The 25,170-nt window shown below is 60.9% G+C and carries 23 protein-coding genes; 10 read left to right on the plus strand and 13 right to left on the minus strand.

Annotated features, from left to right (window positions below):
• The first annotated feature begins 29 nt into the window (after positions 1–29).
• Entirely contained in the window at positions 30–1,211 is a 1,182-nt protein-coding gene (locus FA04_RS30260) for a DUF2235 domain-containing protein (RefSeq protein WP_051659520.1), read from the plus strand.
• 534 nt (positions 1,212–1,745) lie between these two features.
• On the opposite strand, the gene FA04_RS30265 is transcribed toward FA04_RS30260, so the two are convergent.
• The 5 genes from FA04_RS30265 to FA04_RS30285 form a co-directional block, all read right to left on the minus strand.
• Complete coding sequence (locus FA04_RS30265) at positions 1,746–2,972, minus strand: transporter substrate-binding domain-containing protein (RefSeq protein ID WP_034799970.1); 1,227 nt, start codon at positions 2,970–2,972, stop codon at positions 1,746–1,748.
• A gap of 3 nt (positions 2,973–2,975) precedes the next feature.
• Complete coding sequence (locus FA04_RS30270; RefSeq protein WP_034799971.1) at positions 2,976–4,919, minus strand: hypothetical protein; 1,944 nt, start codon at positions 4,917–4,919, stop codon at positions 2,976–2,978.
• Between the two features lie 785 nt (positions 4,920–5,704).
• Positions 5,705–6,517 carry an aminoglycoside 3-N-acetyltransferase gene (aac(3), locus tag FA04_RS30275; RefSeq protein WP_034799972.1) on the minus strand — a complete coding sequence of 271 codons (813 nt, stop codon included), beginning with the start codon at positions 6,515–6,517 and terminating at the stop codon, positions 5,705–5,707.
• Positions 6,518–6,932: 415 nt separating this feature from the next.
• Entirely contained in the window at positions 6,933–7,148 is a 216-nt protein-coding gene (locus tag FA04_RS30280) for a hypothetical protein (RefSeq protein ID WP_034799973.1), read from the minus strand.
• A complete protein-coding gene (locus FA04_RS30285) occupies positions 7,145–7,423 on the minus strand; it encodes a hypothetical protein (RefSeq protein ID WP_034799974.1) in 279 nt (92 codons plus the stop codon). Before FA04_RS30285 ends, FA04_RS30280 begins: the two co-directional genes overlap by 4 nt.
• A 272-nt stretch (positions 7,424–7,695) precedes the next feature.
• On the opposite strand from FA04_RS30285, the gene FA04_RS30290 reads away from it, so the two are divergent.
• Positions 7,696–7,905: a dodecin gene (locus tag FA04_RS30290; protein ID WP_034799975.1), complete on the plus strand. Its 210-nt coding sequence runs from the start codon at positions 7,696–7,698 to the stop codon at positions 7,903–7,905.
• A gap of 414 nt (positions 7,906–8,319) precedes the next feature.
• On the opposite strand, the gene FA04_RS30295 is transcribed toward FA04_RS30290, so the two are convergent.
• Positions 8,320–9,357 carry an NYN domain-containing protein gene (locus FA04_RS30295; protein WP_082936613.1) on the minus strand — a complete coding sequence of 346 codons (1,038 nt, stop codon included), beginning with the start codon at positions 9,355–9,357 and terminating at the stop codon, positions 8,320–8,322.
• 395 nt (positions 9,358–9,752) lie between these two features.
• Between FA04_RS30295 and proC the strand changes: the two genes are divergently transcribed.
• A complete protein-coding gene (proC, locus tag FA04_RS30300; protein ID WP_034799977.1) occupies positions 9,753–10,574 on the plus strand; it encodes a pyrroline-5-carboxylate reductase in 822 nt (273 codons plus the stop codon).
• Positions 10,575–10,795: 221 nt separating this feature from the next.
• Positions 10,796–10,930, plus strand: a complete 135-nt coding sequence (locus FA04_RS34715) for an FCD domain-containing protein (RefSeq protein ID WP_082572910.1) — start codon at positions 10,796–10,798, stop codon at positions 10,928–10,930.
• Between the two features lie 62 nt (positions 10,931–10,992).
• On the opposite strand, the gene FA04_RS30305 is transcribed toward FA04_RS34715, so the two are convergent.
• The 7 genes from FA04_RS30305 to FA04_RS30335 form a co-directional block, all read right to left on the minus strand.
• On the minus strand, positions 10,993–12,012 hold the full coding sequence (locus FA04_RS30305; protein WP_034799978.1) for an Ldh family oxidoreductase: 1,020 nt from the start codon (positions 12,010–12,012) through the stop codon (positions 10,993–10,995).
• 1 nt (position 12,013) lies between these two features.
• On the minus strand, positions 12,014–13,999 hold the full coding sequence (locus FA04_RS30310) for an oxidoreductase (RefSeq protein ID WP_034799979.1): 1,986 nt from the start codon (positions 13,997–13,999) through the stop codon (positions 12,014–12,016).
• Between the two features lie 123 nt (positions 14,000–14,122).
• Positions 14,123–15,202, minus strand: a complete 1,080-nt coding sequence (locus FA04_RS30315) for a quaternary amine ABC transporter ATP-binding protein (protein WP_034799980.1) — start codon at positions 15,200–15,202, stop codon at positions 14,123–14,125.
• Entirely contained in the window at positions 15,195–16,082 is an 888-nt protein-coding gene (locus tag FA04_RS30320) for an ABC transporter permease (protein WP_034799981.1), read from the minus strand. The genes FA04_RS30315 and FA04_RS30320 overlap by 8 nt, the downstream gene beginning before the upstream one ends.
• Positions 16,083–16,185: 103 nt before the next feature.
• On the minus strand, positions 16,186–17,187 hold the full coding sequence (locus tag FA04_RS30325) for an ABC transporter substrate-binding protein (protein WP_034799982.1): 1,002 nt from the start codon (positions 17,185–17,187) through the stop codon (positions 16,186–16,188).
• Between the two features lie 65 nt (positions 17,188–17,252).
• Positions 17,253–18,053: a pyrroline-5-carboxylate reductase family protein gene (locus FA04_RS30330; RefSeq protein WP_034799983.1), complete on the minus strand. Its 801-nt coding sequence runs from the start codon at positions 18,051–18,053 to the stop codon at positions 17,253–17,255.
• A 7-nt stretch (positions 18,054–18,060) separates the two neighbouring features.
• The gene (locus FA04_RS30335; RefSeq protein ID WP_034799984.1) at positions 18,061–18,690 is read right to left on the minus strand and encodes a TetR/AcrR family transcriptional regulator; all 630 of its coding nucleotides are present in this window, start codon (positions 18,688–18,690) and stop codon (positions 18,061–18,063) included.
• Positions 18,691–18,837: 147 nt separating this feature from the next.
• Here FA04_RS30335 and FA04_RS30340 point away from each other — a divergent pair, with 147 nt between their 5' ends.
• The 6 genes from FA04_RS30340 (at position 18,838) to gfa (ending at position 25,151) form a co-directional block, all read left to right on the plus strand.
• Positions 18,838–20,874, plus strand: a complete 2,037-nt coding sequence (locus FA04_RS30340) for an NADH:flavin oxidoreductase (protein WP_034799985.1) — start codon at positions 18,838–18,840, stop codon at positions 20,872–20,874.
• Between the two features lie 2 nt (positions 20,875–20,876).
• Entirely contained in the window at positions 20,877–21,482 is a 606-nt protein-coding gene (locus FA04_RS30345; protein ID WP_034799986.1) for a dimethylsulfonioproprionate lyase family protein, read from the plus strand.
• A 45-nt stretch (positions 21,483–21,527) separates the two neighbouring features.
• Complete coding sequence (locus tag FA04_RS30350; RefSeq protein WP_064817066.1) at positions 21,528–22,277, plus strand: electron transfer flavoprotein subunit beta/FixA family protein; 750 nt, start codon at positions 21,528–21,530, stop codon at positions 22,275–22,277.
• A 22-nt stretch (positions 22,278–22,299) separates the two neighbouring features.
• Positions 22,300–23,241 carry an electron transfer flavoprotein subunit alpha/FixB family protein gene (locus FA04_RS30355; protein ID WP_064817067.1) on the plus strand — a complete coding sequence of 314 codons (942 nt, stop codon included), beginning with the start codon at positions 22,300–22,302 and terminating at the stop codon, positions 23,239–23,241.
• Between the two features lie 91 nt (positions 23,242–23,332).
• Positions 23,333–24,460 carry an S-(hydroxymethyl)glutathione dehydrogenase/class III alcohol dehydrogenase gene (locus FA04_RS30360; RefSeq protein WP_064817068.1) on the plus strand — a complete coding sequence of 376 codons (1,128 nt, stop codon included), beginning with the start codon at positions 23,333–23,335 and terminating at the stop codon, positions 24,458–24,460.
• A 118-nt stretch (positions 24,461–24,578) separates the two neighbouring features.
• Positions 24,579–25,151, plus strand: a complete 573-nt coding sequence (gene gfa / locus FA04_RS30365) for an S-(hydroxymethyl)glutathione synthase (RefSeq protein WP_034801952.1) — start codon at positions 24,579–24,581, stop codon at positions 25,149–25,151.
• Positions 25,152–25,170: the final 19 nt, after the last annotated feature.

The raw sequence follows: 25,170 nt of genomic DNA on the forward strand, positions 1-25,170 counted from the left end.
GCACATCAGGGCCATAAAGGAAAAAAGAGATGAAACGCTTGGTTGTTTGTTTCGACGGAACCTGGAACGACGCCGATAGTGCCCGTTCCGAAACGAATGTCGCGCGGATCGCGAGGGCCATTCGTGCTTGCCAGGACGAAAGAGGCGGCATTCCGCAATCTGTCCTGTACCTGCGCGGTATCGGATCGTCCGGCCTGCAAATTCAACGCCTTTTGGATGGCGCGATCGGCACTGGCGTGGATGAGAACATCCGCTCCGGATACATGTTCCTCGCCCAGAATTATGTTTCAGGCGACGAGATCTATCTGTTCGGTTTCTCGCGTGGCGCCTTTTCCGCGCGCAGCCTGGCGGGGCTGATCGCCTCATGCGGACTTCTCAGACGGCAGCGGCTCGGGGATCTGCGCAACGCCTGGCAGTATTACAGAACCACCGAGGACCGGTCGCCGAAGGATTTCGTTGATAGATATTCGACGGATGCGCACCTGGATGTCGAAGTCACGATGCTCGGGGTCTGGGACACGGTCGGCGCGCTGGGCGTCCCCAGCCACATTTTCAGTAGCTTCAACTACAGGGAATATGGATTCCACAATACCACGGCCTCAAAGATAACGCGCCACGCCTACCACGCGATGGCCATCGATGAGTCGCGAGACGAGTTCGTGCCGACGCTCTGGACAGGCGACGTCCCGGCCAATTGCAAGATAGAGCAGGTCTGGTTCGCAGGCAGCCATGGAGACGTTGGCGGAGGGTATGTCGACCGTTCACTGGCCGATATCCCGCTGGTCTGGATGGCGCAAAAGGCGCAGGCCTGCGGGCTTGTGATCGACTGGACGATGCTCCCGAAAGGACTCGACGTCAGCGCCCCGCATCACGACTCGCGTGCAGGCTGGTCGCTTAAGGACCGGTTGACGCCGACATTCCGGCAAATCTGCGAGAAGCCGTTCAGGGTGAATTACTACGAAACGCTTTACCGGCCGCGCGATGGACAGGGCATCGCTCAACGCACGATCAACGAATCCCTTCATGAAAGCGTGATCGCGCGCTATGGGCAGACAGTTTCCTTTTCTCCGGACGACGATCCGTCGGCGCGCGCGCAGCAAGTCTACAAGCCCAGAAATCTCGCTCCGCTTTTCAATGTCCCGGTTCGGGGGCAGCGCCCAGTGGCGCCCAATGTGATCGCGGCTCAGACTGCCCAGGTCGCGACCGTTTGAAAATACCTACACGCCCGGTTCATGGGGCTGGACGGGACGATGCACGGCAAGACGAGGAGGTCTTGCCGTGCATTTTCGTCTGGCCGCTCGTGAAGCCAAAGCTGGAATGGATTTCACCTGAGCCGGAGGTCAAGGCGACACTGCACATTCGCAACCGCATTGCACCGTCATCGGTTTTGTGGAGCCGGACGTCCGTGCCGCAGCGTTTGGGGCCGAGCAACTTTCAGGGGGCCCTAGCCTGATGGCCCACCCGAGAATGCGCCGCAAAAAAGAGATCGCCAGGTGGTGCCCGTGACCTACTGCCATGGTCCAATCCGCTTCCCGTGTCCGCACGGACCAGCATTGCCAGCAATCGTGCACTGCCCGCCGGTAAGCGAGCGGCTAGGCACGTTCTAGGCCCTTGCGGGCTTGCGGTCACGCTGCCGAGGCAGAATAGGCGATCGGTGGTTAGTCCCAGTGACCGTGACGCCGGTCGCCTCGTCCGTATTCTTGAGCTTACGGATCCCGGCCCACATGCGGCGTCGTCGGCGCCGGCTAGCGGTCCGTCTTCGAAATGCTTTGCGAAACCTCGGGCAAATGCACCGGATCTTGCTGCGCACCGGCACCAGACCCAGGCTTCTCAGTCATGTCGCTTCCCGCCGGAATGCTGTTGATCCGGAACAGGGTGGCGAGATGTTGAGACTTTTGCGTCCCGGGAAAATGACCTGAGAACAGTCGCTCGACGGTTCCGTCCTCGAACATGCCGTAAAGCGCAAGTGTGATGCGCTCGGGGAAATCGGGGAAACGGCGAGATGAGACTACGAGGGCGTAGGGCTCGTATGTGCCTTCCGTGGTCGGTGTGGTGTCGGCAGCACAACGGGTACCGGTACGTTCGCCATAGTCGGCAAGTGCGGCCTTGATGATATCGACATCCCCGAAATAGCGGGCCAGCCGACCGTTACAAAATTCCTCCGCCGCCTCGGAATGCGAGTCGATTTCTCGCGGGCAGATCATCCAGTTGTCCTGCGTCAGGTGCGCCGCATTGGATTTCAGCGTGTCGCCGATCGTAGATCCCTTGACGTAGCCCCAGATCTCAAAGGTTCTCTTCTTCTCGGTGTTTTCCTTCGTGGGCTGCTGGAGAGTGAAATCAAACTTCTGTTCCAGCCAGCCGAGAAGGCCGTTTCCGGCGGTTGCTGCAGGTTGGGTCGTACTGGGCGGGGTGGCTTGGTTCGCGGGCACCGACGACCATCTTCTCGTCTTCAGATCTTCGCCCTTTGCCTGTTTCAGCCAATTGAACACGTCCGTGCAGGTCGGTTTGGGCGGTGCGTCTTTGGGAAGGTCTCCGGCTGCCTCTGACGAACGTGGATCGAGATGCGCCTTGACGTATGAGCCGTTCGCCACGAAGACGATGGGCGAGAACGCAAGATAGGGTGCCTGCCCGTTGTAGGCGAAGTTCTGCATCCGCTTGAGCGTGATCGTCGTCGGATCGCAAAGTAGGTCGTAGTCGCCGTCGCCTGTTTTCAGGAACGCGGCTCGTTTCTTTGCGTCCACGCCCTCTTCGCTAAAATGATATCCCGCACGCTGGACGGCCTCGGTGCAGATATCCCAAAAGAAGCCGAGATAGCCTTTGGTGTCTTGGTCCCGCCAGATGAAGGGTCGCGCATCTTCGCGCACCCCAATCCTAATCTCACCGCTGTCAAGCGTCTCAGCACGCGCAGTGTAAGAGAGGACATGCGCTGGGACGAGTGCGGCGACGACGAATTTGGCGAGCAGTGGGCGCATCGGCTACTCCGCGGGTGTTGGTCTTGGCGCCACGCGTGCGGGCGTCTTTCCCGAACGGAAGCGCTCGGCGCCGCCGCGTTGGTTGAGAAGAGCAGCCGTGACGCAAAACACGACGACGAAGCCGATGAACGCCGAGAACATCGCCGAGTAGACGACGAGACCTCTATCGATTGCGTCGAGGCTCAGAGTGGTTGCGGGCTTCGTTGCCCATGATGTCAGGTAACGGGTCGCCCCTCCGCAGACGGCCATGACAACCGATGCGCCGACCGCCCAGATCAGGCTTGAGAGATACGTCGGCTGCAGCGAGAGTGACAGTGCCCGAGCCAACCATGCATCGAGCAGGAACGCCACGATCAGGGCAAGTACGGCGCCGCGAACGGCCGTCGGCGCGTTGTATTCGAACGAAAGCTGCAGGAACAGCGAGAGGCCTTGATCGCCGGCGGCCCAACCTGTGTCGAGGCCGGTTTTCCAGAGCTGCAGCCCCATGACGAATACGGCGGCGACGGCCCAGGACACGAAAACGACGAGCACGGCTTGCGGCAACCACGAGGTCCAATGCGCCTCGCGCATGTTCTGCCAACGACGCGACTGCATGCCTGCGTCGCGAAGCGCGAGCGTCACAATCATCGGGATGCAGTAGTTGTTGAACGCGTAGAAGATGTAGGTCAGCGTGCGAGAATAGACATTGACGGGGCTACCCCATACGAGCTCGCTTTCAAACCGACCGGGTAGCAGGCTCCAAAAGAGGCTGACGAAGAGCACGGTGCCGAGGGCCCAGAGCGCAGTCAACGTCGCGTAGGATCTGCGATAGCCAGCGCTTAAATGGGGGTACAACAGGGCGCCGAGGAACTGCTCGAGCTTTTTCCGGGCAACGACTTGCTGATGTGCCGCTGCCTCGTCTGCCGTCGCCGGCGAGACGACGATGATCTCGTGCTCGACATAGAGCGCGAGCAGGATGCAAAGATCGTCTGCAAGGTCGTCGGCATCCGACGCCAATCGCTCCCAGGTCGCCCTCTTGCGTTCGCCGAGGCTTGCATCGGCGGCTCCGTTGCTGACAGGCGCTTCCTTCGCCGCGCCTGACCCGTAGCCCGACCTCTCGTCCAGATCCACGACCAACTGATCCCGTCGCTTGCTGAGCTCTTCCTCAAGTTTCTGAAAACGCTCCCGCGCGGGGGCGTTGGCGAGCTTCAGCTTGCGGTCGAGGATCCAGGCAGAGACGGAGAAGATCAGTTCCAGATCGAGACGAAAGTCCTCGGGTTCGCTCAACTGATCCTTCGCGGCCGCCTGATAATGATCAATACGCTCCCAATTGCTGCGCGGAATGAGGAGGGAGTTCTTTTCGAGGGATGACGCGCTGTCGGCCGAGATCGCGAGGTCCTTCCGGCGCAGATCTTCACTGGCGCCGATGACGCGGGTGGGAATACCCGCCAGGCGGTGGGCAGCACTTCGCATCCAATCCTCGAAGCTTCCCAGAAGCGGGAAACTGGGTGCCAGACCGACCATGATCAGCGCGATGGCAAGCGAGACCGATGCGTCGATGCCGATATCGAAGTCCCGCACGACCGACGGAACGACGATGGTGGACAGAGGCTGCATCCAGGTGCTTGCAGCACTGTTGCTGCCCGGGGTGAAGCCTGTGGTGATCGCTACCGGGGCATCGACGGAAGGAACGGGAAGCTTGCTCGCACCGATCGAAAGATCCGGGCCACCGAGCATTGGGAGGAGTTCCGCGTAGGCGCAGAGGAAGAAGTAGATGATCAGAAGTATGAGCGCGTAGCATGCGTAGGCGTGCATGACGATGCGCCGCGCCCGAAGCTTGTCGGGCGACAACAGGTTGACAAGCCGCTCCATCTGCCGCCCGCCCTCGTAGGTGACACGGTTGAAGCGCCCGTAAGAATAAAATAGGACTATCGCCGCTCCGAAGAGCAGCGCGACAAGGTTCGGCATGGTGGTAAATCACAGTTTGGGGCAGTGCCTTAACGGCACTGCTGTACCGCCGGGTTGCATTGTGCAGCTGCCGTCGCAGGCACGAATGACGTCAGGGCAATGAGCACGAGCAATAGCTTCATCATGGCATCCTCCCTTGCGATTTTGCTTTTTGATGCAGGAAGCGATCAGTTAACAAGTCGCGTTGTCGAAAGGCATAAGTTGCAAGACAACCGAGTGTTCAAGGAACTACTTTCCCGATTGTATGATACCAAACGCGTCACGGCGTGGATGTTACGTTCGTAACACCTGAAGTCTCTGGGCAGGTGTAATTTACATCGGTCTCTGTGCGTTCCGCGCCGTCGCCAGCGCGGTCACCAATCTCCGGATTTCCAGGCAACGCGCCGGCGAAAGCTGGATGGATGGATCTCTAGCGCAGCCGCGGGCTGCTGCGGAATATCTCAGCAGCGGCGTTTGAGCCGTCGCTGACATTCGACGCCGACCGGATAGGACCAAGTCTTCCGTCCGAATGGGGCGGCCCGCATCGTTATGGACTGGGAGGCCTGCCACTGGCTGGCGCCAGCTGGTACGAGACGGTCCTCATGGCACCATAAGGGACGCTCCACGGCGAGGTAGGGAATGGCTGCTGCACGGAAGAAGAACCTGACTTGCGCAATCGCGGATCGGGCGGACAGTTCGCGCGAACCGGCTTTGTTCGCTTTCGCGGCCGCCGCCTGGTACACCCACTTTGTCCGTCTGAGCGGCACCGCGACCACCGCCGTATTCGTGGATCCGTTTCGCGGTGCCTACGCACCCTTGCCAAATCGGCTTTCGAGATATGCTACACCAAACGACACGATGTCCCGCGCGTCGAAGAGGTGGCAGAACGCATCTCCGACCGTCCCGCTCCGGTGCCGGCTAGTGGCAACGTAGGCATTCGCAATCGTTTCGACCGCGTCGGCCTGGCCCGCGACCGCAAAACGATCAAGGATGCCGTTGGTGTCAAAGTCCTCGGCGGTCTCCCATACCGTTTCACCATTCGGACCAAGAAGCGGCATCTCGTAAGTCACGCGCCGCTTGCCGGGGATGTCGGCGATGGCTTCCGCATAGTGGAGAGCGGTAACGGAGTTCAAAGGGGCGCCCAGCAAGAGCACTTTTCCCCTTAGTTCGACAAATCGTTGGATTGGCGAGCCATTTCCCAAGGCCTGGCCAAGCCGATGAGGCTCGATCAACGTCTCGGAAAGTGGCCCAACCGCAACCATAGATGCGTCGGGATGAGCGCTACGGCGTGCGCCGGGCGCTTCAACAAGAAACTGGTTGAGCAGGCCGAAACCCGGATAGGTGCGAGCGGTTGCGGGATCGAACGGCGGCCAAGTACGACGCGCTTCATCAGCCATCCGGACGCCATTCAAAGTTTCCTCGTAGGGTGAGCGGTCCCATGAGGCATAGCCCATAAGGGTGCCCGATGATCCAATCGCATCGAGAAGTGCGCCGACAATGGCCGTCGGCCCGCCTTTGACAGCACCAACGGCTTTCAAGGAGGCGTGAACCATCACAAGATCGCCCGTTCGAACGCCCAGTTGTCGAAGATCCGTCGTAATTTCAGTCCGGGTTTTCATCGAACCAGTTCAGATTTTCCGAGGTCTTGAAATCAGGCCGCCAGGGCCAGCACGAGTACCCACGCTACCAGTGAGGGCGAAGGTCAAACCCAGCATGCTTGTGCGGAGGCCGGCGGGCGACTTGCCAATTGTAGGCATGAACTGTCTCCTCTCCGAGCAAACAATGCTTAATTGAGGCTGGATGCATAGACGTGTTCCATGCGATGTTTAAAGCGACGCCCGACGAGCCGTAGCGAGCACCGTGGCCTAGAGGGCCTCGCTCGCGACTTTGGCCGCCATCGATACCAGGAGCGCTGCCAAAGCCACGGCTGTTCCAAGCCTCGCGATCTTCATACGGCGTTCGCGACGGCCGTTCCAGTCATATCCCATCAGCGTCGCCTCCCGTTCCGCATTTGGTTTGGTCCGCCAAGGGCTTTCAATCGACCTTGCGCCCTGGCCGGCGTTCTTGAAGTAACTTGAGGTATCTGCGCCGGATGCAATCGATGGGCACATCGCCGGTGAACCGCAGCTTGAGCAGGACCTCGACCTCGGCATCACGCTCGATCGCCATGCCGCACTCTGGCCATTTCGCAACGACGCGATCGGCGATTTCCTTCCGCGTGGTCACGAACGTCCCTTTGCTTTGGGTCATTTTCGTTGCAGAGCGAGCGCGCCGGCCTCCCGGCAGACACCCCGCAGCGATGAAGACCGATCCGCAAGGCCTCCCAACGTCCCACTGATGTGATCGGCCTGTTGTCTGGTTAATCTGAACTGCAGCGCCGACACATCCGTGAGATTAGGGTCGACGCTGAATTCGATCCTCAAGAAAACGTCGCCCGTTTCATCGCCTTTTGCCGGCTCGGCTTTCCAGCCGACGATGGTCGAGGACCGGACATTGCCACGCCCGTCCGTACTCCAGTCGTTCATGTGCTTGCAAACCTCTCTCTTTGCGAAAACCAACGACAGACAAGAAGCTCTAGACCGCACGCCAGGAAGAATGTCCGAAAGTGCGCGTATCGGAATTGGTACATACCAGTGTTAAGCAATAGTTTTGATTTATGCATTTGGCATTTAAAAATTACAGGTCGCTAAAAGATTGATGCGACAATAGAGCCAGACACTTCCTTGCGCTGATTGTTAGCGCAAGGATTGCAGCTTGCCTGTAGGATGTCCTTTCTCAAAGCAAACGGGAGGTTGTTATGAGTGATCACGTCTATAAGAAGGTAGAGCTGGTCGGCAGTTCGAAGTCGTCTGTTACCGACGCTATCGAAACCGCGATCGCGCGTGCATCGAAGACCATGAGAAACCTGGAATGGTTCGAGGTCGACCAGATCAGGGGACACATCAAGGATGGCGAAGTCGCGCACTACCAGGTGGTCATGAAGGTCGGGTTTCGTATTGACGACTGAACAGGCGACGCGTGGGCGCAGCTTGAATCGACTGGCGCTTGCAGCAACGATCGTTGCGCCACGCCGGTAAAACACGCGGCTCAGTCGATTGTGCAGGGTTAGTAAGGGCTACATTCTGTTCCAGCATAAAGCTCCGCGCATGACAGGGGTGTGCCATGGAGCCCCTGCGGGCACGCTGCTGCAGATCGAAAGAAGACGTGGTGGCCAGGACGCTGGTCAACGAACGCGGGCGCGAGATCATGGCGTAGTTCCGCGGAACCACGCTCGCCGGCTGTCTTTCCCGCGCAGGTGCGCAGCAAGGTGCGGTACAGGCTGAGCGTCGTCTTTGCCAGACCGAGCAACTTGAACACCATCGACGTAAGGTAAGTTTTGCCCCGAAACCCCACCCCTCGAACTACCTTCCGCCCATCAAGTTCAGGACGACAAATCGTCCGGCTCCCCGGCCTTTTCGATCTGCTCCCGGATATAGGATTCGATGTAGTCGAAGACCTCGGCCGCGCCTGCGTCCGTCGCGATCAGATCGATCGGCCGACGGCCGCCGAGATGCACGCTTTCTCTGCGTGCCCATTTCAGGATCTCGCATTCGCCTCGCAGGACCGGGCGCGCCATCTCCAGCATTTTCGCAAGGTGATGCGGCTTCGCATACCATGAGTGTGGCTTGATGCTGGCACGACGGCGGCCGGGAACGACATCCGGCAATTGCGAGGCGCGCAGCTCTTCATCCAAAATATGCCGCCGCACCCAATGGGCGAGCTTCGCAAGCGAGACGTTCGCCTCGCGCTCAAGATCGCCGCCAGCGCCGACATTGCGCGTCGGGATCACCAGCCCACGGACGATATGGGGGCAACGCGCTTTCAGCATCTCAAGTGCCGGCGCCAGGTCCGTGTCATTGGTGACAAGTACCACTTGGTCGACGTCCCCGCTCAGCGCGTCGTCGTAGAGTTGGAGCGCCAGATTCACATCCGACTGCTTTTCCTCAAGCTTCCACACCTGGATCTTGTCGCAGTCACGCGGCCAGCGTTTCGGATCATCCGCCGGAACGATATGCTGGTTGGCCTTGTAGAGCGAATAATAGCCCATCACGAAGGAAAGCCGTCCGGCACAATGCGCCGTCAGGGCATTGTGGTAGTGAGCCTGCGACGAGACCGAATCCTCTCCCTTGGCCGCGCTGTCGATAATCTTCGCCGTGAAGTATTTAATCGCACAGTCCGGGTGCAGGATCATCGTCGCCGGATCGGCGCCCGGTTCGGGACGATAAAGGATGCTCGGCAGTATATGCGCCTCGAATAGGGCGAGAACATCGAGCCATTTAAACGCGGTCTTGCGTAGGCATCCATAATAGAGATTATAGCCGTCGATATAGACGCGTGTTCGTAACGCTGGCACTCCTTGCTCCCGGGCATAAAAAAACCGGCTTGCGCCGGCTTTTTCCCCCAACCGCCCGGAGCCCATGTCTCTCAGGATGCTGGGTTAGTTGTTAACTGCCAACATAGTGTTGGGAGGGCTTATAGTCAATTGGATTTGACGGTCGTTTGCGCGTTGTCGGCGCCGTGGGTCAACCGATGCCCTGGTTCTCGGTCGATATCCTCCACGAAAAGGGCGAGCCGGTGCCGACAGGGGGCAGGGGCGAGATCGTCGTGCGCACTTCGCTGGAGGGCGCGCTGCACACCGGCGATTCCGGCTCATTCGCGCAACATCGCCGTTGTCGACGAGTTCGAACGCACGCCGAGCCAGCGGATCATGAAGCATCGGTCGCCTGTCGCACTCGGCGATTGCTGGGACCGACTGGCGCAGCAATAGGGCTGGCGTGCTTTGGGCCGAGTGCGCGCATGAAGGGAAGCGACGGTATGGATCAGTCTGGCGAAATCGTGCTGGTTGGTTGCGGCAACATGGGTTTTGCGCTGCTTGAAGGCTGGGTGGCCCGGTTTGGCATTGCCGCTGACCGAATTCATGTGGTCGAGCCGGTGGAGGCCCTCCGCCGGCGCGCAGTGGCAGCGGGCGCTGCGGCCTACGCGGATGCGTCCGAGCTGCCGCAGGCACTGCAGCCGCGCGCCTTCATTGTCGCCGTCAAGCCGCAGGTCATCGGCTCGATGCTTGCGACATACCGGCGGTTTAGCGCAACCGCCGCCTTTGTCAGCATCGCCGCCGGCGTGCCGATCGCGACCTTCGAGGCGACGCTTGGTGCGGTGCCGATCGTGCGCGACATGCCCAACATGCCGGCGTCGATCGGCATGGGAGTTATTGCCGCTTTTGCCAACGCGCACACCGGTAACGTTCAGATGGCCTATGTGAGTGATCTTCTGGCAGCCGTCGGAAACGTCCATTGGCTGCCGGAAGAAGAGCTCATCAATGCCGCGACTGCAATATCGGGGTCGGGGCCGGCCTACCTCTTCCATTTCATCGAGTGCTTGACCGAGGCAGGTATCGCTGTCGGTCTGCCGGTAGAGACTGCGCATGCGTTGGCGAAGCAGACGGTTGACGGTGCTTCAACTCTCGCCAGCGCCAGCGTCTTTTCTCCCACGGAGCTCCGCCAGCAAGTAACCAGCCCGAACGGCACGACTGCTGCGGCACTTGAGGTCCTCATGGCCGAGCCGAGTCTGGCGGCTTTGCTGAGGGAGGCAGCCGCGGCCGCGCATCAGCGGGCTCTCGAGCTTGCTGTGGTCGGTTGAGCGGTAATGCCTGTGCGAGACAATGACGGACCGGTGCGCCTCGTTCATTCGCTCAAGGATAGCGATGTCGCCCTCGCTAGAGCGTTGGCGCTTCGAGTGCCGTTGCCGAGTTGACTATCGATGTTATGATGCCCAAGCACCGATGAATTCTGCGGTCGCCTGCGTCATGACCGAACACGGCTGTCCATGGCTCAAACAGGTTGCCGTTCGGATATGGCATCATGTTGGTAGAGTTGCACGAAGCGTCACGCCGGCACGACGAAATGATCGATGCAATTGCGGACCACGATCCTGACCTAGCTGAGGCGTTGGTTCGCGCTCACCTCGATCTGTCGCGCAAGAACATGGCGGTGTAGGCCGCCCAGGAAGGGATGGCGATTTCTCTCGGCGTGTAGCGTATCTGAGACGGCAGGTATTCTTACGTTCGTGCGCCAGTCGATTGATCCCACTTGGACGCGAAGCGACCAATGACGTCGAAGACAGCGCGCGACACGCGCAATGGCTGGTCAATCGAGCGAGGCCTGCCGCTAACGCCTGGAACGTAGACACCAAGTTCCTTGAGCCGCCGGACCTGTTGGTGGGCGCGGGCGATGTGGTCGCTCCCTGGCGGGCCCGGCATCATCGCAATCACCGTCAAACCCACGGCGGGCGAGGTATCGCCCGTTCTGAAGCTTGATGCGTCCAGCGACCAGGAGCCACCGGAAAGTCCGGCCGACAGCATTTCGACGAGGAGCGCGACGTTCGCACCCTTGCGGCCACCGAAGGGTAGCAGCGCGCCTAAGAGTGCCTTTTCGGCGTCCCGGGTATCGGCGCCTTCGTTGTCGACCGCCCATCCTTCCGGGATTTCTCGTCCCTCGGCGGCGACGGCGGCAATGTTGACGTAGGCAGTCGCGCTTGACGATTGGTCGACGATGAGTGGCGGCGCGTTGGCGCCGAGCGGAAATCCGAAGGCGATGGGGTTCGTGCTGAAGACAGCCGGTCCTCCTGCCTTTGCTACGACCATGGCATTCGCGTTGGTCGCCGCAAGACCGCTCAGGCCTTCCAGCGCGAGCCTGCGCACGTAGTAGCCGAGCTCGCCCGTTGTATAGCTGTTCTTCTGGGTGAAGAGCGCGATCCCGAAGTTGCGGGCAGCATCCACGAAATCGCGGAAGGCAAGGTCGAAACCGAGCTGCGCGATGCCTCGGTCGGCATCGCAGGTGATGTGAGCGGGGAAGGGGCGCGTGGCGGCCGGCGTGGGATCGCAATTGATGCGCCCCTCGCGAAAACTGTTCAGATAATCGACGAGGTGCGGAAACCCGACCGCGCTCGGGCCGAAGCGGGCGGCCGACACTGTTGCGTCCACGAGCGATCGGGCGCTCGCCGGATTGGCGCCGGCACCAAGGCAAGCTCTCATCGCCAGATCTTCTGCTTGCCTCTGGTTGAGTTCGACCTCTTCCATCTCAGATCTCCAGTCCCGCTTTCCTACCCTCATAAAACGCATAGGGTGCCTGCCGCGGTGCGGCGCAATCGCCGATCTGGCGCGTAGCGATACCGCGTTCGGCGAGCCCCGGCATCAGCCAGTCGGCCGGGGCATTCGTGGTGGCCGTCACCAAGGCATCCGCGTCGATGAAGCGACACTCTCCCGTGGTGTGGTCGACGATGGTCGCGCCGTTGCCGTGCCATTCGATGACGCTGGCTTCGACGATCCATGTGACGCCGAGTTTCCTGAGCGCCTGCCGCATCGGAACGTCGGCTGCGGTTCGCTGCAGCTCCTTGCCGACGAACGGGTCGGGCGTCAGGAGCGCCACCTCGTGGCCCTCCTCGGCGAGCTTCCAGGCGGTGCCGCAGCCGCGCCAGCCGCCGCCTTCATCCAAAAGCAGAACGCGCTTGCCCGGCCTTGCCTGCCGCGCCATGACGGCTTCGACTGTGAAGACGTTACCCTTCGCCAGGCCCGGCATCGCCTCGACCGCCGGCAGCGCTTTCTGGAACACCGTCTCCGGCGAATAGGAGCCGGTGGCGACGATGACACGCCCGAACTCGGAAGGATCGATGTCCTCGGCCTCGACATAGGAGTTGAGGCGAACCTCTACACCGAGTTTTTCGAGCTGGCGCTCATACCAGGCGATGAGATCGAGGATCTGGGCCCTTCGTGGCTGCATGCCTGCGAGCAGGAAGTTACCGCCGAGCCGGTTCGACGCCTCGGCGAGCGCGACTTCGTGGCCACGCTCGGCGGCCACCCGGGCGGCCTCCAGTCCGGCTGGGCCGCCACCGATGACCAGCACGCGCTGGGGATCGCTGGTCTTCAAAAAGCGGTCGCCGTTCCATTCGGCCTCGCGGCCGACGGACGGGTTGATCAGACAGCTGATCCAGTAGTCGCGCGACCGGCGTCCCCAGCACATCTGATTGCACGAGATGCAGCCGCGAATGTCCTCCGGGCGATCTTCGGCCGCCTTCTTTGCAAGATGCGGATCAGCGATCTGCCCGCGCACGATCGAAACGAGGTCGGCTGCTCCCTGGCCGAGCACCGTTTCGGCGTTTTCGGGGGTGCGGATGTGGCTTTCGGCGATCACAAGCGCGTTCTTGACGACACTCCTCAGGACTGAAGCGAGATCGGCGCCAAGTTTTTCCGGACAGAGGAACGTCGGCATCAGCTTGTAGAAATCGAGGTAGCCGCCAGAGCCGCAGGTGACATAATCGATAAGGCCCAGTTCGTCGTGCAGTCGGATGATTTCGGCAAGCTCGTCGCGTTGAAGCGCAACCTTCACGTCCGGTTCGTCACTGACGGCAAGGCCGACAATGAAATCTGGCCCGCAGACGTCCCTGATCCGCGTCAGGATTTCCCGAGACATCCGCGTGCGGTTTTCAAGCGAACCGCCCCACTGATCGTCGCGCCGATTGCACCATGGCGTCCAGAATTGGTCGACCAAACCGAGATAGGCAGCCCATACTTCGACGCCGTCAAAGCCGGCGTCCCGACAGCGACGTGCCGCCGCAACGAAGCCATCGATCGTTTCCAGGATTTCCGCTTCGGTCATCGGATGCGAGCCGTCGCTGTCATGATAGCTCGGCCCGCCCGAAGGCGACCAATGCGGATGGAACGAATTGTCGGAATCCCCATGCGCTCCGACGTGATAGAGCTGCTGGATCGCTATGGCTCCATGCCCTTTGATCGCCTCGACCACCTTCTTGAGATGGGGGATGACACTGTCATCGGAGTGGCGAAAATTGCCGCGAGTTAAAACGGCTGCGGCATGGACGGGCATGGGTTCGACGACGATCATCGCGGCGCCGCCGATCGCTCGTTCCCGGTAATAGGCGGTATGTCGTTCGGTCGGCAGACCCTCGACCGCCATGTTCGCCGTGTGCGCGCCGAACACGATCCTGTTCTTCAGCGTGTGGGACCGCAGTTTGAGAGGGGAAAACAGCCGAGGAAATTTCTTGGACATGGCGCAACTCCTGGCGGGGAGGGGATCGGGACTGGAATGGAATGAGGGAGGAGCCACCCTTGGCGCTTTTCCGGGCGGAGGACCGGCCGCCCGGAGGAATGGCATTCGCCGGCCGATCCGCGCTTACGCCGCGTTGGCCGCGATTGCCATTGCGCGATCGTTCGTCTCGTGCGCATTGACCATGGCGCCCGCGAGCTGGCGGAAGGTGACAGTGCCGAGAGGCATTCCGGACGGATCGACGACGGTGATATCACCTTCGGGCGCAGAGGCGAGCGTACGGACCGCTTCTTCGATTGTGAGATCGGCGGCAATCCGTTGCCCACTGTCGGCTGCAGTTGCGCCAAGCGGTGCCATGATCGCCTCCACATGGACAACGCGGCCCCGGTTCACCTCCTTGACGAAATTGGCGACATAGTCGTCGGCAGGCCTCAGCACGATATCCTGGCTCGTGCCCTGCTGGATGACCTCGCCGTCGCGCAAAATGGCAATCTGGTCACCGAGCCTCAGCGCTTCGTCGAGGTCGTGGGTGATGAAGACGATCGTCTTTTTAATCTCCTTCTGCAGGTCCAGAAGCACCGTCTGCATGTCCGTGCGGATGAGAGGATCGAGGGCTGAATAGGCCTCATCCATCAAAAGCACCGGTGCGTCGTTGGCAAGCGCGCGGGCGAGCCCGACGCGCTGCTGCATGCCGCCGGAGAGCTGATTGGGATACTTGTGCTCGAAGCCCTTAAGTCCAACCCGTTCCAGCCAGCGCATGGCAGTATCGATGCTTTGTGCGCGCGCTACGCCCTGGATTTCAAGGCCGAAGATCGTGTTGTCGAGCACGCTTCGATGCGGAAGCAGCGCGAACTTCTGGAACACCATGGCGGTCTGGTGGCGGCGGAACTCGCGCAGTTCCGCCTCTGGCATCTTCACCACATCGACGCCGTCGACGAGAACTTCGCCGGCCGTCGGATCGATCAGCCGGTTGATATGCCGGATGAGCGTCGACTTGCCCGAGCCGGAAAGCCCCATGATCACCTGGATCGAGCCCGACGGCATCTCGATGTTGATGTCGCGAAGGCCGAGCACGTGCCCGTGACGCTCGTTCAGTTCGGTCTTGGTGAGGCCGTTCCTAACCGCCTCGACATGAGCCCCGGCATCCGGTCCGAAGATCTTATAGAGATGGCGGATTGCGATGCCGCCGAAAGCGTGCTCAGCCATGGACCACCTCCCGGTGCTTCTGCAATCGTTCGCCATAGGCCTGGCTGACCCGGTCGAACATGATGGCGATGCCGACGATCGCAAGACCATTGAAGATACCGAGCGTGAAGTACTGGTTGGCGATCGCCTTCAGTACGGGTTGGCCAAGACCCTGAACACCGATCATCGAGGCGATGACGACCATGGCAAGCGCCATCATGATCGTCTGGTTGATCCCTGCCATGATGGTCGGAAGCGCAAGCGGGAGCTGCACCTTGAAGAGCTTCTGCCGGTTGTCGGCGCCGAAGGCATCGGCCGCCTCCAGTACGTCCTTGTCGACCAGGCGAATGCCGAGATTGGTGAGCCGGATCATCGGCGGGATCGCGTAGATGACGACGGCGATCAGGCCCGGCACCTTGCCAATGCCGAGCAGCATGACGACGGGGATCAGGTAGACGAAGCTTGGCATGGTCTGCATGACGTCGAGCACCGGGTTGACGACCCGCTGGACCCTGTCGGAGCGCGACATGAGAATGCCGATCGGCAGGCCGATCGCGATCGACAGGATCGTGCAGACGAAGATCATCGAGATCGTCCGCATCGTATCGTCCCACATGTCGAAGTAGCCGATGAGCAACAGCGTCACGAGACAGCCGGCGGCGATGCGAATGCTTCTGGTCGCTGCCCAGGCGATGGCGAGGATGAGGAGCGTGATGATCGGCCAGGGCGTCTTGGTCATGAACCGTTCAGAAGCGATTAGAAAATGCTGGAGCGGCACGAAGAAGCCCTCGATCAGATCACCGTAGTTTCGGGTAAAGCCGCGAAACGTTTCGTCGATAACTTTCTTGAGGTTTCGAAGCGCGTTGTCGTCCATGCTGGGAAATTGATAAAACCAGTCCATTCGGTTCCCCTTCTCGAAAGAGCCGATGCGTTCTTGTTGTTATGTCGGCGAGAACGGTGCGATATGCTGAAGGCACACCGCACCGGGTTTTCGGCCGTGCTGACTAGAGCGCAGCCTCGATCTTGGCGGCGGCCTCTGGGGAGACCCACTTCTTCCAGATATCCGGGTTTTCTTCGAGGAAGTGCTTTGCACCTTCCTCGCCACTCGCCTGGTTGTCGGTCATCCAGGCCATCAACTTGGCGATTGTCTCGTTGCTCCAGGAGCGCTTGTTGAGGTACTCCATGACCTCGGGGCCAGCTTTTTCGGAAAAGGGCTTGGCGACAAGTGTCACGATCGTATCGACCGGCCAGGCGCTCGGCTTCGGGTCAGTGCATTCGGCAACCGTAATGCAACGCTTCCACTCGGCTGCGTCATAGGGGACGCCTGCCTCAAGCTGCACCATCTCGTATTTGCCAAGCAGGGCGGTCGGTGCCCAGTAATAGCCGACCCAGCCTTCCTTGCGCTCATAGGCCTTGGCAATCGAGCCGTCGAGGCCTGCTGCCGAGCCGGTGTCCACCAGCGTCCAGCCGGCCTTCTCTGCTTCGAAAGCCTTGTAGAGCTGTGCGGTCACGACCGTTCCACCCCAGCCCTGTGGACCATTGAAGATCGCGCCCTTGCTCGGGTCTTCAGGGTCCTTGATGAGGTCGGGATGCTTCAGGAGATCGGGAATAGTCTTGATGTCTGGATGGGCATCGGCGAAATACTTCGGGATCCACCAGCCCTGAACGCCGCCATCGGGCAGCGGAGACCCGACCTTTACGATACGGCCTTCTTCGGTTCCCTTCTTGACCACGTCGGGAAGCAGATCGATCCAGGCCTCGGGCGCGATATCCGGCTCGCCTTTTTCCGCCATGGAGGTGATCGTCGGTACGGTATCGCCGATGGTGATTTCGGCGCTGCAGCCGTAACCTTCATTGAGGATGATCTTGTCGAGATTGGAAATGACCTCGGCACTTTGCCAGTTCATGCTGGCGATGGTGACGCTGCCGCAGTCTGCCGCGCTGGCGAGCGACGAACCGGCGACGGTCCCAAGGAACAGGCATGTCGATGCTAGCAAGCTTTTCATTATCGTTCCCTCTTTTGGCGGCTTTTCTTCTGAGGCGGGGCGCCGCGGACCCCGTCTCAACGACGCTAGGAGGCTTCTCCCATGCGAACCGATTTCCTGAACGCAGCCCTCAATCCGCGTGAGACGGCGGTATCGAATCCGGCCGCGCGCATCTCCTCGATCGCGGCCGCGGTGGTGCCGCGATAGTCGAGGAAGGTCTGGACAATGTCGGTCGGACAGTCGTCACGCTGCTCAAGCAGCCGACCGGCACCCGTGATAAGGGTATTGACGGCACGCTTGGCGATCTCGGGAGCCAGTCCTTGCGAGACGGCGTCTGCCATCATCGCTTCGGCGAGCAGCGCCGGAAAGGCAGGCCCGGATCCGGTGAGGCCGGTCAGATAGTCGATTTCCGCTTCTGAATGCACTTCATCCTGAGAACCGCAAGCATCGAAGATCGCCCTTATGATGTCTCGATCGTCGTTCTGCAGCCCGGCGGCTGCGACCCACGGCGTATAGGACTTGCGGACTTCGGCCGCCGCATTTGGCAGGGTTCGGGCCACGCGGTCCGTCCGATGATGCTCAACAAGGGCGCTGAGGCGGATGCCCGCCATGACGGAGATGACAAGCTTGCCCTCGGCAACAACGTTCAGGCTGAGCCAGTCAGCCGGACGGACGGAGAGAACGATGACGTCCGAGCGGTCGGCAAGTGCCTGATTGTCCGATGTCCAGAAGGAGCGGTTGAAACGGTCGGGGCGCTCGCTGCGATAGGAGAGCGACAGGTTCTGAGGCTCGACGATGCCGGCGTCGAGAATGGCGTCGGCGATTGCTCCGCCCAGCCATCCCGCACCACCAATTACGCCAACCCTCAAAGGCCCGCCCGTTTCCATGCTTCTCTCACTCTGGTTTGTAGCCATGCCGGGCGAAGAAGCGATCGAGCTCCCTCTGCTGTGGTGTTTGTCCGGTGTAAATCGCGATGTATTCCGGAATGCGCTTCATGCGGAGCGCAAGATCCTCCTTGGACTGCATCGAGATGTATCCAATCTGGACCAGGTAGGTCGTTCGTGCGCGAACGTCCGCCGGTCCCGCGTCATATCCGAACCGCATGAACATGCGGCCCAGCGCCTCCATTCTCGCCTGATCGGCCTCATGGACTTCGGCCTGTATCTCGGGCGATTGCAGCGCCCAGCTGCGAACGGCGAACTCGAACTGGGAGTCGAACAGTTCCTTGTTCACCCAGCAGTCGAAAACGTTCAGCATCGCCTCGGCCAAGGACTCCGCATAGGCTTCGGACTGTTTGACCAGATTGCCGGTATTCTTCTCCCTCCAGCGCGCGACGAGGGCACTCAGCAGTTCCTCCCGGTCCTTGAAGAACCAATAGAAGCTGGTCCGGGAAAGATTGAGCCGTTTGGCCAACGGCAGGATCTTCACCGAGTCCACGCCCGACTCGAGCAGGGAGTCATAGGCGGCCTCGAGCCATCCCTCCTGAGAACCGCGCCAGCCAGTGTCAGTCATCGCCTGTTCCATGATTGCCTCCTAACAAATCCAAACGGCCGTTTCAAGCAAAATGTACATATGTGTCGAATATCTGAACCACGGTGTTTTTGATTATTGACACCTATGTACATTTCCGCTTACCGTTGCGATAAATTCCCATAAACCGGAGCCCGTCGCATGTCGAACGATCCCCTGCTTCAGCCGTTTCAGTTGAAGCATTTGACCCTGCGCAACCGCATCATTGTTACGTCTCACGAGCCTGCCTATCCCGAAGACGGCATGCCGAAGGACCGCTACCGCGCCTATACCGTTGAGCGGGCCCAGGGCGGGGTGGCGCTGACGATGACCGCCGGCTCGGCGGCAGTGTCCAAGGACAGCCCTCCGGTCTTCAACAACCTGCTCGCATACAAGGACGAGATCGTGCCTTGGATCCGGCAAATGACCGACGCCGTGCATGAAGAGGGGGCTGCGATCATGATCCAGCTCACGCACCTCGGCAGGCGTACCCGCTGGGACAAGGGCGATTGGCTCCCGGTCGTTGCACCCTCACATCATCGCGAGGCAGCGCACCGAGCCTTTCCCAAGAAGCTCGAAGACTGGGACATCGAGCGCATTATCAAGGACTTTGCGGACGCCGCCGAACGGATGAAGGCGGGCGGTATGGATGGTGTCGAGCTGGAAGCCTACGGGCATCTTATTGACCAGTTCACCTCGCCGCTCACCAACGAACTCGACGGTCCTTATGGAGGTTCGCTCGATAACCGCCTGCGCTTTTGTTTCGACGTCTTCAGGGCCATGCGCGAAAGGGTCGGCAACGACTTTATCCTTGGCGTTCGCTATACGGCAGACGAATGTCTTCCCGGCGGGACCGGAAAGGCCGAAGGCCTGGAGATTTCCCGTCGTCTCAAGGAAAGCGGCCTCATCGATTATCTGAATGTCATCCGCGGTCATATCGATACGGATCCGGGCCTCACAGATGTCATCCCGATTCAGGGGATGGCGAGCGCACCACATCTGGATTTTGCCGGCGATGTGCGCGCGGCAACCAAGTTTCCAACCTTCCATGCCGCCAAGATCCAGGACGTGGCGACGGCCCGTCACGCAATCGCTGCCGGCAAGGTCGACATGATCGGTATGACCCGCGCCCACATGACCGACCCGCATATCGTGCGGAAGATCATGGAAAAGCGCGAGGATGATATTCGCCCCTGCGTCGGCGCCAACTACTGTCTCGACCGCATCTATCAAGGTGGCATGGCTTTCTGCATTCACAATGCGGCGACCGGTCGCGAAGAAACGATGCCGCATCGGATCCCGAAGGCTGCCGTTCGCAAGAAGGTCGTCATCGTCGGTGCCGGTCCGGCCGGCCTTGAGGCTGCTCGCGTCTCGGCGGAACGGGGTCATGAGGTCGTTGTTTTGGAGGCCGCGAACAATCCGGGCGGTCAAATCCGCCTGACGGCCCAGAGCGAGCGCCGGCGGGAAATGATCGGCATTATCGACTGGCGCATGAGCCAGTGCGAAAAGCTCGGCGTCACCTTCCGGTTCAATACCTGGGCCGAGGCTGAGACGGTACTCACCGAAAAGCCCGATGTCGTCATTATCGCTACCGGTGGATTGCCGCACACAGAGGTGCTGTCGAAGGGCAACGAACTCGTCGTTTCCTCCTGGGACATCATCTCCGGTGATGTGAAGCCTGGAACCAACGTGCTCATCTTCGACGACGCCGGCGACCATGCGGGCCTCCAGGCAGCCGAGTTCCTCGCCAAGGCCGGTGCCAAGGTGGAAATCATGACACCGGACCGCTCCTTCGCGCCCGAAGTCATGGCGATGAACCTCGTTCCTTACATGCGCTCGCTGCAGAAACTCGACGTCACCTTCACAGTCACGTACCGGCTGGAGTCGGTTGAAAAGAGTGGCAACCAGATCATCGCCCATGTTGGCAGTGACTATGGCGGCGTTGCCAAGCAGCAGACCTTCGACCAGATCGTCGTCAACCACGGAACCATCCCGCTGGACGACCTCTATTTCGAATTGAAGCCTGGCTCGCGGAACCTTGGCGAAGTCTCCTACGACGAGCTTATTGCCGGCACGCCGCAGTCCGTCGAACGCAACCCGGAGGGCGCCTATCAACTCTTCCGGATCGGCGATGCCGTTGCGGCCCGCAATACACATGCGGCTATCTACGATGCGCTGCGTCTTGCCAAGGACATCTGAGAATGGCGCGGTTTGACGCCTTGCAAGCGTTTCTGGACGCGGCCTTTGTCGCGTTCAACCAGTTTTCACAGGCTCTGCGGGCGCGCCAGTCACTCATGCAGATTTTTGCCCAGCTTGAAGCGCCGCAACCGCAACGTCTGGACATCGGCAAGCGCCTCCCGGTCTGCAGCCAACATCTCGACAGTGTGCTGGCTGCAGAAACCGGCCGATCGTCCCTGGATACGCTAATCAGACGCTTCTCGGACCTTGAGCCGATGCTCGAATGGAAGTGGCGCTCGGTCTACGACCATACGGCCAGCGAAAATTTCTTGATGAGCCACGCCAATGCGATGATCGCCGGACCGGGTGGCCTGGAGGACCGGAGGGACCTCTGGCTCGGCGCGACGCTGATGGCGCCGTATGTGCGTTATCCCGACCACGACCACGCCCCGGAAGAGACGTACCTCGTCCTGTCGGAAGGCGAGTTTCAGCATGGCGATTCCGAATGGTTCTCACCCGGGATCGGAGGTTCCTTCTACAATCCGCCTGGCGTCAGACACGCCATGCGGTCGGGTGAGAAACCGCTGTTTGCATTCTGGGCATTGTTGCCTGATCGACCGAGGCACTGACGAAAGGGCGTTCGGCCGAGACCGAGCGCGGGAGAAAGGTTTGCCATGAAAATACTTGTGACGGTGAAACGGGTCGTTGACTACAACGTCAAGATCCGGGTGAAGGCAGACGGTTCGGGCGTCGAGCTTGCGAACGTGAAGATGTCGATGAACCCGTTCGACGAAATCTCGGTCGAAGAGGCGCTCAGGCTGAAGGAAGCCGGCAAGGCGGACGAAGTCGTCGTCGTATCCGTCGGTCCGGCCAAGGCCGAAGAGACGCTGCGCACGGCGCTCGCCATGGGGGCCGACCGCGCCATCCTGGTTGAGACCGAAGACCAGGTCGAGCCGCTCGCTGTCGCCAAGATCGTCAAGGGCGTGGCCGAGGCTGAACAGCCGGGCCTGATCATCGTCGGCAAGCAGGCAATCGACGACGATTCGAACCAGACCGGCCAGATGCTGTCGGCCCTGCTCGGCTGGGCGCAAGGCACCTTCGCCTCCAAGGTCGAGATCGGCGATGGCAAGGCAACCGTGACGCGCGAAGTCGACGGCGGTCTGCAGACGATCGACATCAAGCTGCCGGCCGTCGTCACCACCGACCTGCGTTTGAACGAGCCGCGCTACGCCTCACTGCCGAACATCATGAAGGCGAAGAAGAAGCCGCTCGACAGACACACCCCGGCCGACTTCGGCGTCGACACGGCCGCCCGCCTCAAGGTGCTGAAGACCGAGGAGCCGTCGGGCCGCAAGGCCGGCATCAAGGTCAAGTCGGTCGCCGAGCTCGTCGAAAAGCTTAAAGTCGAAGCCGGCGTGCTCTGATTTAAGGAAGGGAGATTTTATCATGGCCATTCTTCTTCTGGCTGACCACGACAGCAACCACCTTTCCGACCAGACCGCCAAGGCGCTGAGCGCCGCTTCGAAAATCGCCAGTGGGACTGGAGCCGATGTGCATGTGCTGGTCGCCGGCGCCGGCGCCAAGGCTGCAGCCGAACAGGCCGCCAAGCTTGCGGGCGTTGCCAAGGTGATCGTTGCCGACGACGCCTCGCTTGCCAACAACCTGGCAGAGCCGCTGGCGGCCCTGATCGTCTCGCTCGCCGGCAACTACGACACCATCGTGAGCGCCGCGACCTCGGTCGGCAAGAACGTCATGCCGCGCGTCGCAGCCCTGCTCGACGTCTCTCAGGTCTCGGAAATCATCGAAGTTGTCTCGTCGGATACTTATCTGCGCCCGATCTATGCCGGCAACGCCATCCAGACGGTGCAGACGACCGAAGCCAAGCGCGTCATCACCGTGCGCACCGCTTCCTTCGCTTCCGCCCCTGAAGGCGGCTCGGCGGCGATCGAGAGCGTCTCGGCTGCCGCCAACCCCGGCGTTTCCTCCTTCGTCGCCGATGCCCTGTCGTCGTCCGACCGCCCGGAGCTGACGTCTGCCAAGATCATCATCTCGGGCGGTCGTGCGCTCGGCTCGTCGGAAAAATTCCAGGAAGTCATCCTGCCGGTTGCCGACAAGCTCGGTGCTGCCGTCGGTGCTTCGCGCGCTGCCGTCGACGCCGGTTACGCGCCGAACGACTGGCAGGTCGGCCAGACCGGCAAGGTCGTTGCCCCCGATCTCTACATCGCCTGCGGCATCTCCGGTGCCATCCAGCACCTCGCCGGCATGAAGGACTCGAAGGTCATCGTCGCGATCAACAAGGACGAAGAGGCGCCGATCTTCCAGGTCGCCGACTACGGACTGGTTGCCGATCTCTTCGACGCTCTGCCGGAGTTGCAGAAGGCTTCGTAGGTCCGTTTTTAAGCGACCGAACCCAGGTGGGCTGACCGTGGTTCGGTTGGCCCTTCCACGCGATTGAAGCATCAACGAAAAGGATACCACAGTGGATGTACGCGCCGCCGTTGCCGTTCAGGCAGGCAAGCCGCTTGAGGTCATGACGGTTCAGCTCGAAGGCCCGCGGGCCGGCGAAGTGCTGATCGAGGTCAAGGCCACAGGCATCTGCCACACCGACGACTTCACCCTGTCCGGCGCCGATCCGGAAGGCCTGTTCCCGGCGATCCTCGGCCATGAAGGCGCCGGCATCGTCGTCGACGTCGGCCCGGGTGTGACCTCGGTGAAGAAGGGCGATCATGTCATTCCGCTCTACACGCCCGAGTGCCGCTCCTGCCCGTCGTGTCTGTCGCGCAAGACCAATCTGTGCACCGCGATCCGCTCGACGCAAGGCCAAGGCCTGATGCCCGACGGCACCTCGCGCTTCTCGATCGGCAAGGACACGATCCACCACTACATGGGCTGCTCGACCTTCGCCAACTACACGGTGCTGCCGGAGATCGCGGTTGCCAAGGTCAACCCGGACGCGCCGTTCGACAAGATCTGCTACATCGGCTGCGGCGTGACGACCGGCATCGGCGCCGTCATCAACACGGCACAGGTGGAAATGGGTGCGACTGCGATCGTCTTCGGTCTCGGCGGCATCGGCCTCAACGTCATTCAGGGCCTGCGCCTTGCCGGTGCCGACATGATCATCGGTGTCGACCTCAACAACGACAAGAAGGCCTGGGGCGAACGCTTCGGCATGACCCACTTCGTCAACCCGAAGGAGGTCGGCGATGAAATCGTGCCTTACCTCGTCAACATGACCAAGCGCGGCGCCGACCAGATCGGCGGCGCCGACTACACCTTCGACTGCACCGGCAACACCAAGGTGATGCGCCAGGCGCTCGAGGCCTCGCATCGCGGCTGGGGCAAGTCGGTCGTCATCGGCGTTGCCGGCGCCGGCCAGGAGATCTCCACCCGGCCGTTCCAGCTCGTCACCGGTCGCACCTGGATGGGCACCGCCTTTGGCGGTGCGCGCGGCCGCACCGACGTGCCGAAGATCGTCGACTGGTACATGGAAGGCAAGATCGAGATCGACCCGATGATCACCCACACGATGCCGCTCGAAGACATCAACAAGGGCTTCGAACTGATGCATTCGGGCGAGAGCATTCGCAGCGTGGTGTTATACTGAGCGCGGGTTGAGGACCGTTTCCAGACTGCAAATGCACTTTTTGCGCCGCAGCGTGATCTAGCCGGCGGCGCCAACAAGCAGCCGGGCATTGTGCGCCGGCCAGAAGGAGGAGAAGCCCATGCCAAGCATTGCGATCCATCCATCCCTCGACAGCGGGTTCAAGGCGACGGACGCTGCCTTTTCCGGCGGCACGCTGGTCTGCAACTGCGCGAGCAATCCCGTGAAAGTGCGCGTCAAGGGTGATATCGCCCACAACCATGCTTGCGGCTGCACAAAGTGCTGGAAACCAGATGGTGCCGCGTTCTCGGTTGTCGCCGTCGCGCCAACGGAAAATGTCGAGGTGCTCGAAAATGGCGACAAGCTTGCGGTCGTGGACCCGGCGGCGCTGATCCAGCGACATGCGTGCAAGGATTGCGGCGTACACATGTACGGCCCGGTCGAGCGTGACCACGCGTTCAAGGGGCTTTCCTTCGTTCATCCTGAGCGCTTCCAGGAGGCAGGCTGGGCAAAACCGGGTTTTGCCGCCTTCGTATCGTCGATCATCGAGAGCGGCTATGACCCGGCCGGAATGGACAGCATGCGCGCGCGGCTGCGCGAACTGGGCCTCGAACCCTATGACTGTCTCAACCCAGTCCTGATGGACGTTCTCGCCACCTGGGCGGCCAAGAAGAGCGGCGCGCTTCCTGCCTAATAGTCAGACCGCTGACTGT

The organism is Ensifer adhaerens (assembly GCF_000697965.2).
In the GTDB taxonomy this organism is placed as follows: Bacteria; Pseudomonadota; Alphaproteobacteria; order Rhizobiales; family Rhizobiaceae; genus Ensifer; species Ensifer adhaerens.

Coding starts and splice junctions, on each gene's coding strand:
- FA04_RS30340 (WP_034799985.1), top strand. CDS start 18,838: ATGTCGAACGATCCCCTGCTTCAGCCGTTTCAGTTGAAGCATTTGACC.
- FA04_RS30285 (WP_034799974.1), bottom strand. CDS start 7,423: ATGAACGACTGGAGTACGGACGGGCGTGGCAATGTCCGGTCCTCGACC.
- FA04_RS30350 (WP_064817066.1), top strand. CDS start 21,528: ATGAAAATACTTGTGACGGTGAAACGGGTCGTTGACTACAACGTCAAG.
- FA04_RS30315 (WP_034799980.1), bottom strand. CDS start 15,202: ATGGCTGAGCACGCTTTCGGCGGCATCGCAATCCGCCATCTCTATAAG.
- FA04_RS30260 (WP_051659520.1), top strand. CDS start 30: ATGAAACGCTTGGTTGTTTGTTTCGACGGAACCTGGAACGACGCCGAT.
- FA04_RS34715 (WP_082572910.1), top strand. CDS start 10,796: ATGTTGGTAGAGTTGCACGAAGCGTCACGCCGGCACGACGAAATGATC.
- FA04_RS30330 (WP_034799983.1), bottom strand. CDS start 18,053: ATGGAAACGGGCGGGCCTTTGAGGGTTGGCGTAATTGGTGGTGCGGGA.
- FA04_RS30310 (WP_034799979.1), bottom strand. CDS start 13,999: ATGTCCAAGAAATTTCCTCGGCTGTTTTCCCCTCTCAAACTGCGGTCC.
- FA04_RS30345 (WP_034799986.1), top strand. CDS start 20,877: ATGGCGCGGTTTGACGCCTTGCAAGCGTTTCTGGACGCGGCCTTTGTC.
- proC (WP_034799977.1), top strand. CDS start 9,753: ATGGATCAGTCTGGCGAAATCGTGCTGGTTGGTTGCGGCAACATGGGT.
- gfa (WP_034801952.1), top strand. CDS start 24,579: ATGCCAAGCATTGCGATCCATCCATCCCTCGACAGCGGGTTCAAGGCG.
- FA04_RS30295 (WP_082936613.1), bottom strand. CDS start 9,357: ATGGGCTCCGGGCGGTTGGGGGAAAAAGCCGGCGCAAGCCGGTTTTTT.
- FA04_RS30335 (WP_034799984.1), bottom strand. CDS start 18,690: ATGGAACAGGCGATGACTGACACTGGCTGGCGCGGTTCTCAGGAGGGA.
- FA04_RS30325 (WP_034799982.1), bottom strand. CDS start 17,187: ATGAAAAGCTTGCTAGCATCGACATGCCTGTTCCTTGGGACCGTCGCC.
- FA04_RS30305 (WP_034799978.1), bottom strand. CDS start 12,012: ATGGAAGAGGTCGAACTCAACCAGAGGCAAGCAGAAGATCTGGCGATG.
- FA04_RS30320 (WP_034799981.1), bottom strand. CDS start 16,082: ATGGACTGGTTTTATCAATTTCCCAGCATGGACGACAACGCGCTTCGA.
- FA04_RS30280 (WP_034799973.1), bottom strand. CDS start 7,148: ATGACCCAAAGCAAAGGGACGTTCGTGACCACGCGGAAGGAAATCGCC.
- FA04_RS30290 (WP_034799975.1), top strand. CDS start 7,696: ATGAGTGATCACGTCTATAAGAAGGTAGAGCTGGTCGGCAGTTCGAAG.
- FA04_RS30355 (WP_064817067.1), top strand. CDS start 22,300: ATGGCCATTCTTCTTCTGGCTGACCACGACAGCAACCACCTTTCCGAC.
- FA04_RS30270 (WP_034799971.1), bottom strand. CDS start 4,919: ATGCCGAACCTTGTCGCGCTGCTCTTCGGAGCGGCGATAGTCCTATTT.
- FA04_RS30265 (WP_034799970.1), bottom strand. CDS start 2,972: ATGCGCCCACTGCTCGCCAAATTCGTCGTCGCCGCACTCGTCCCAGCG.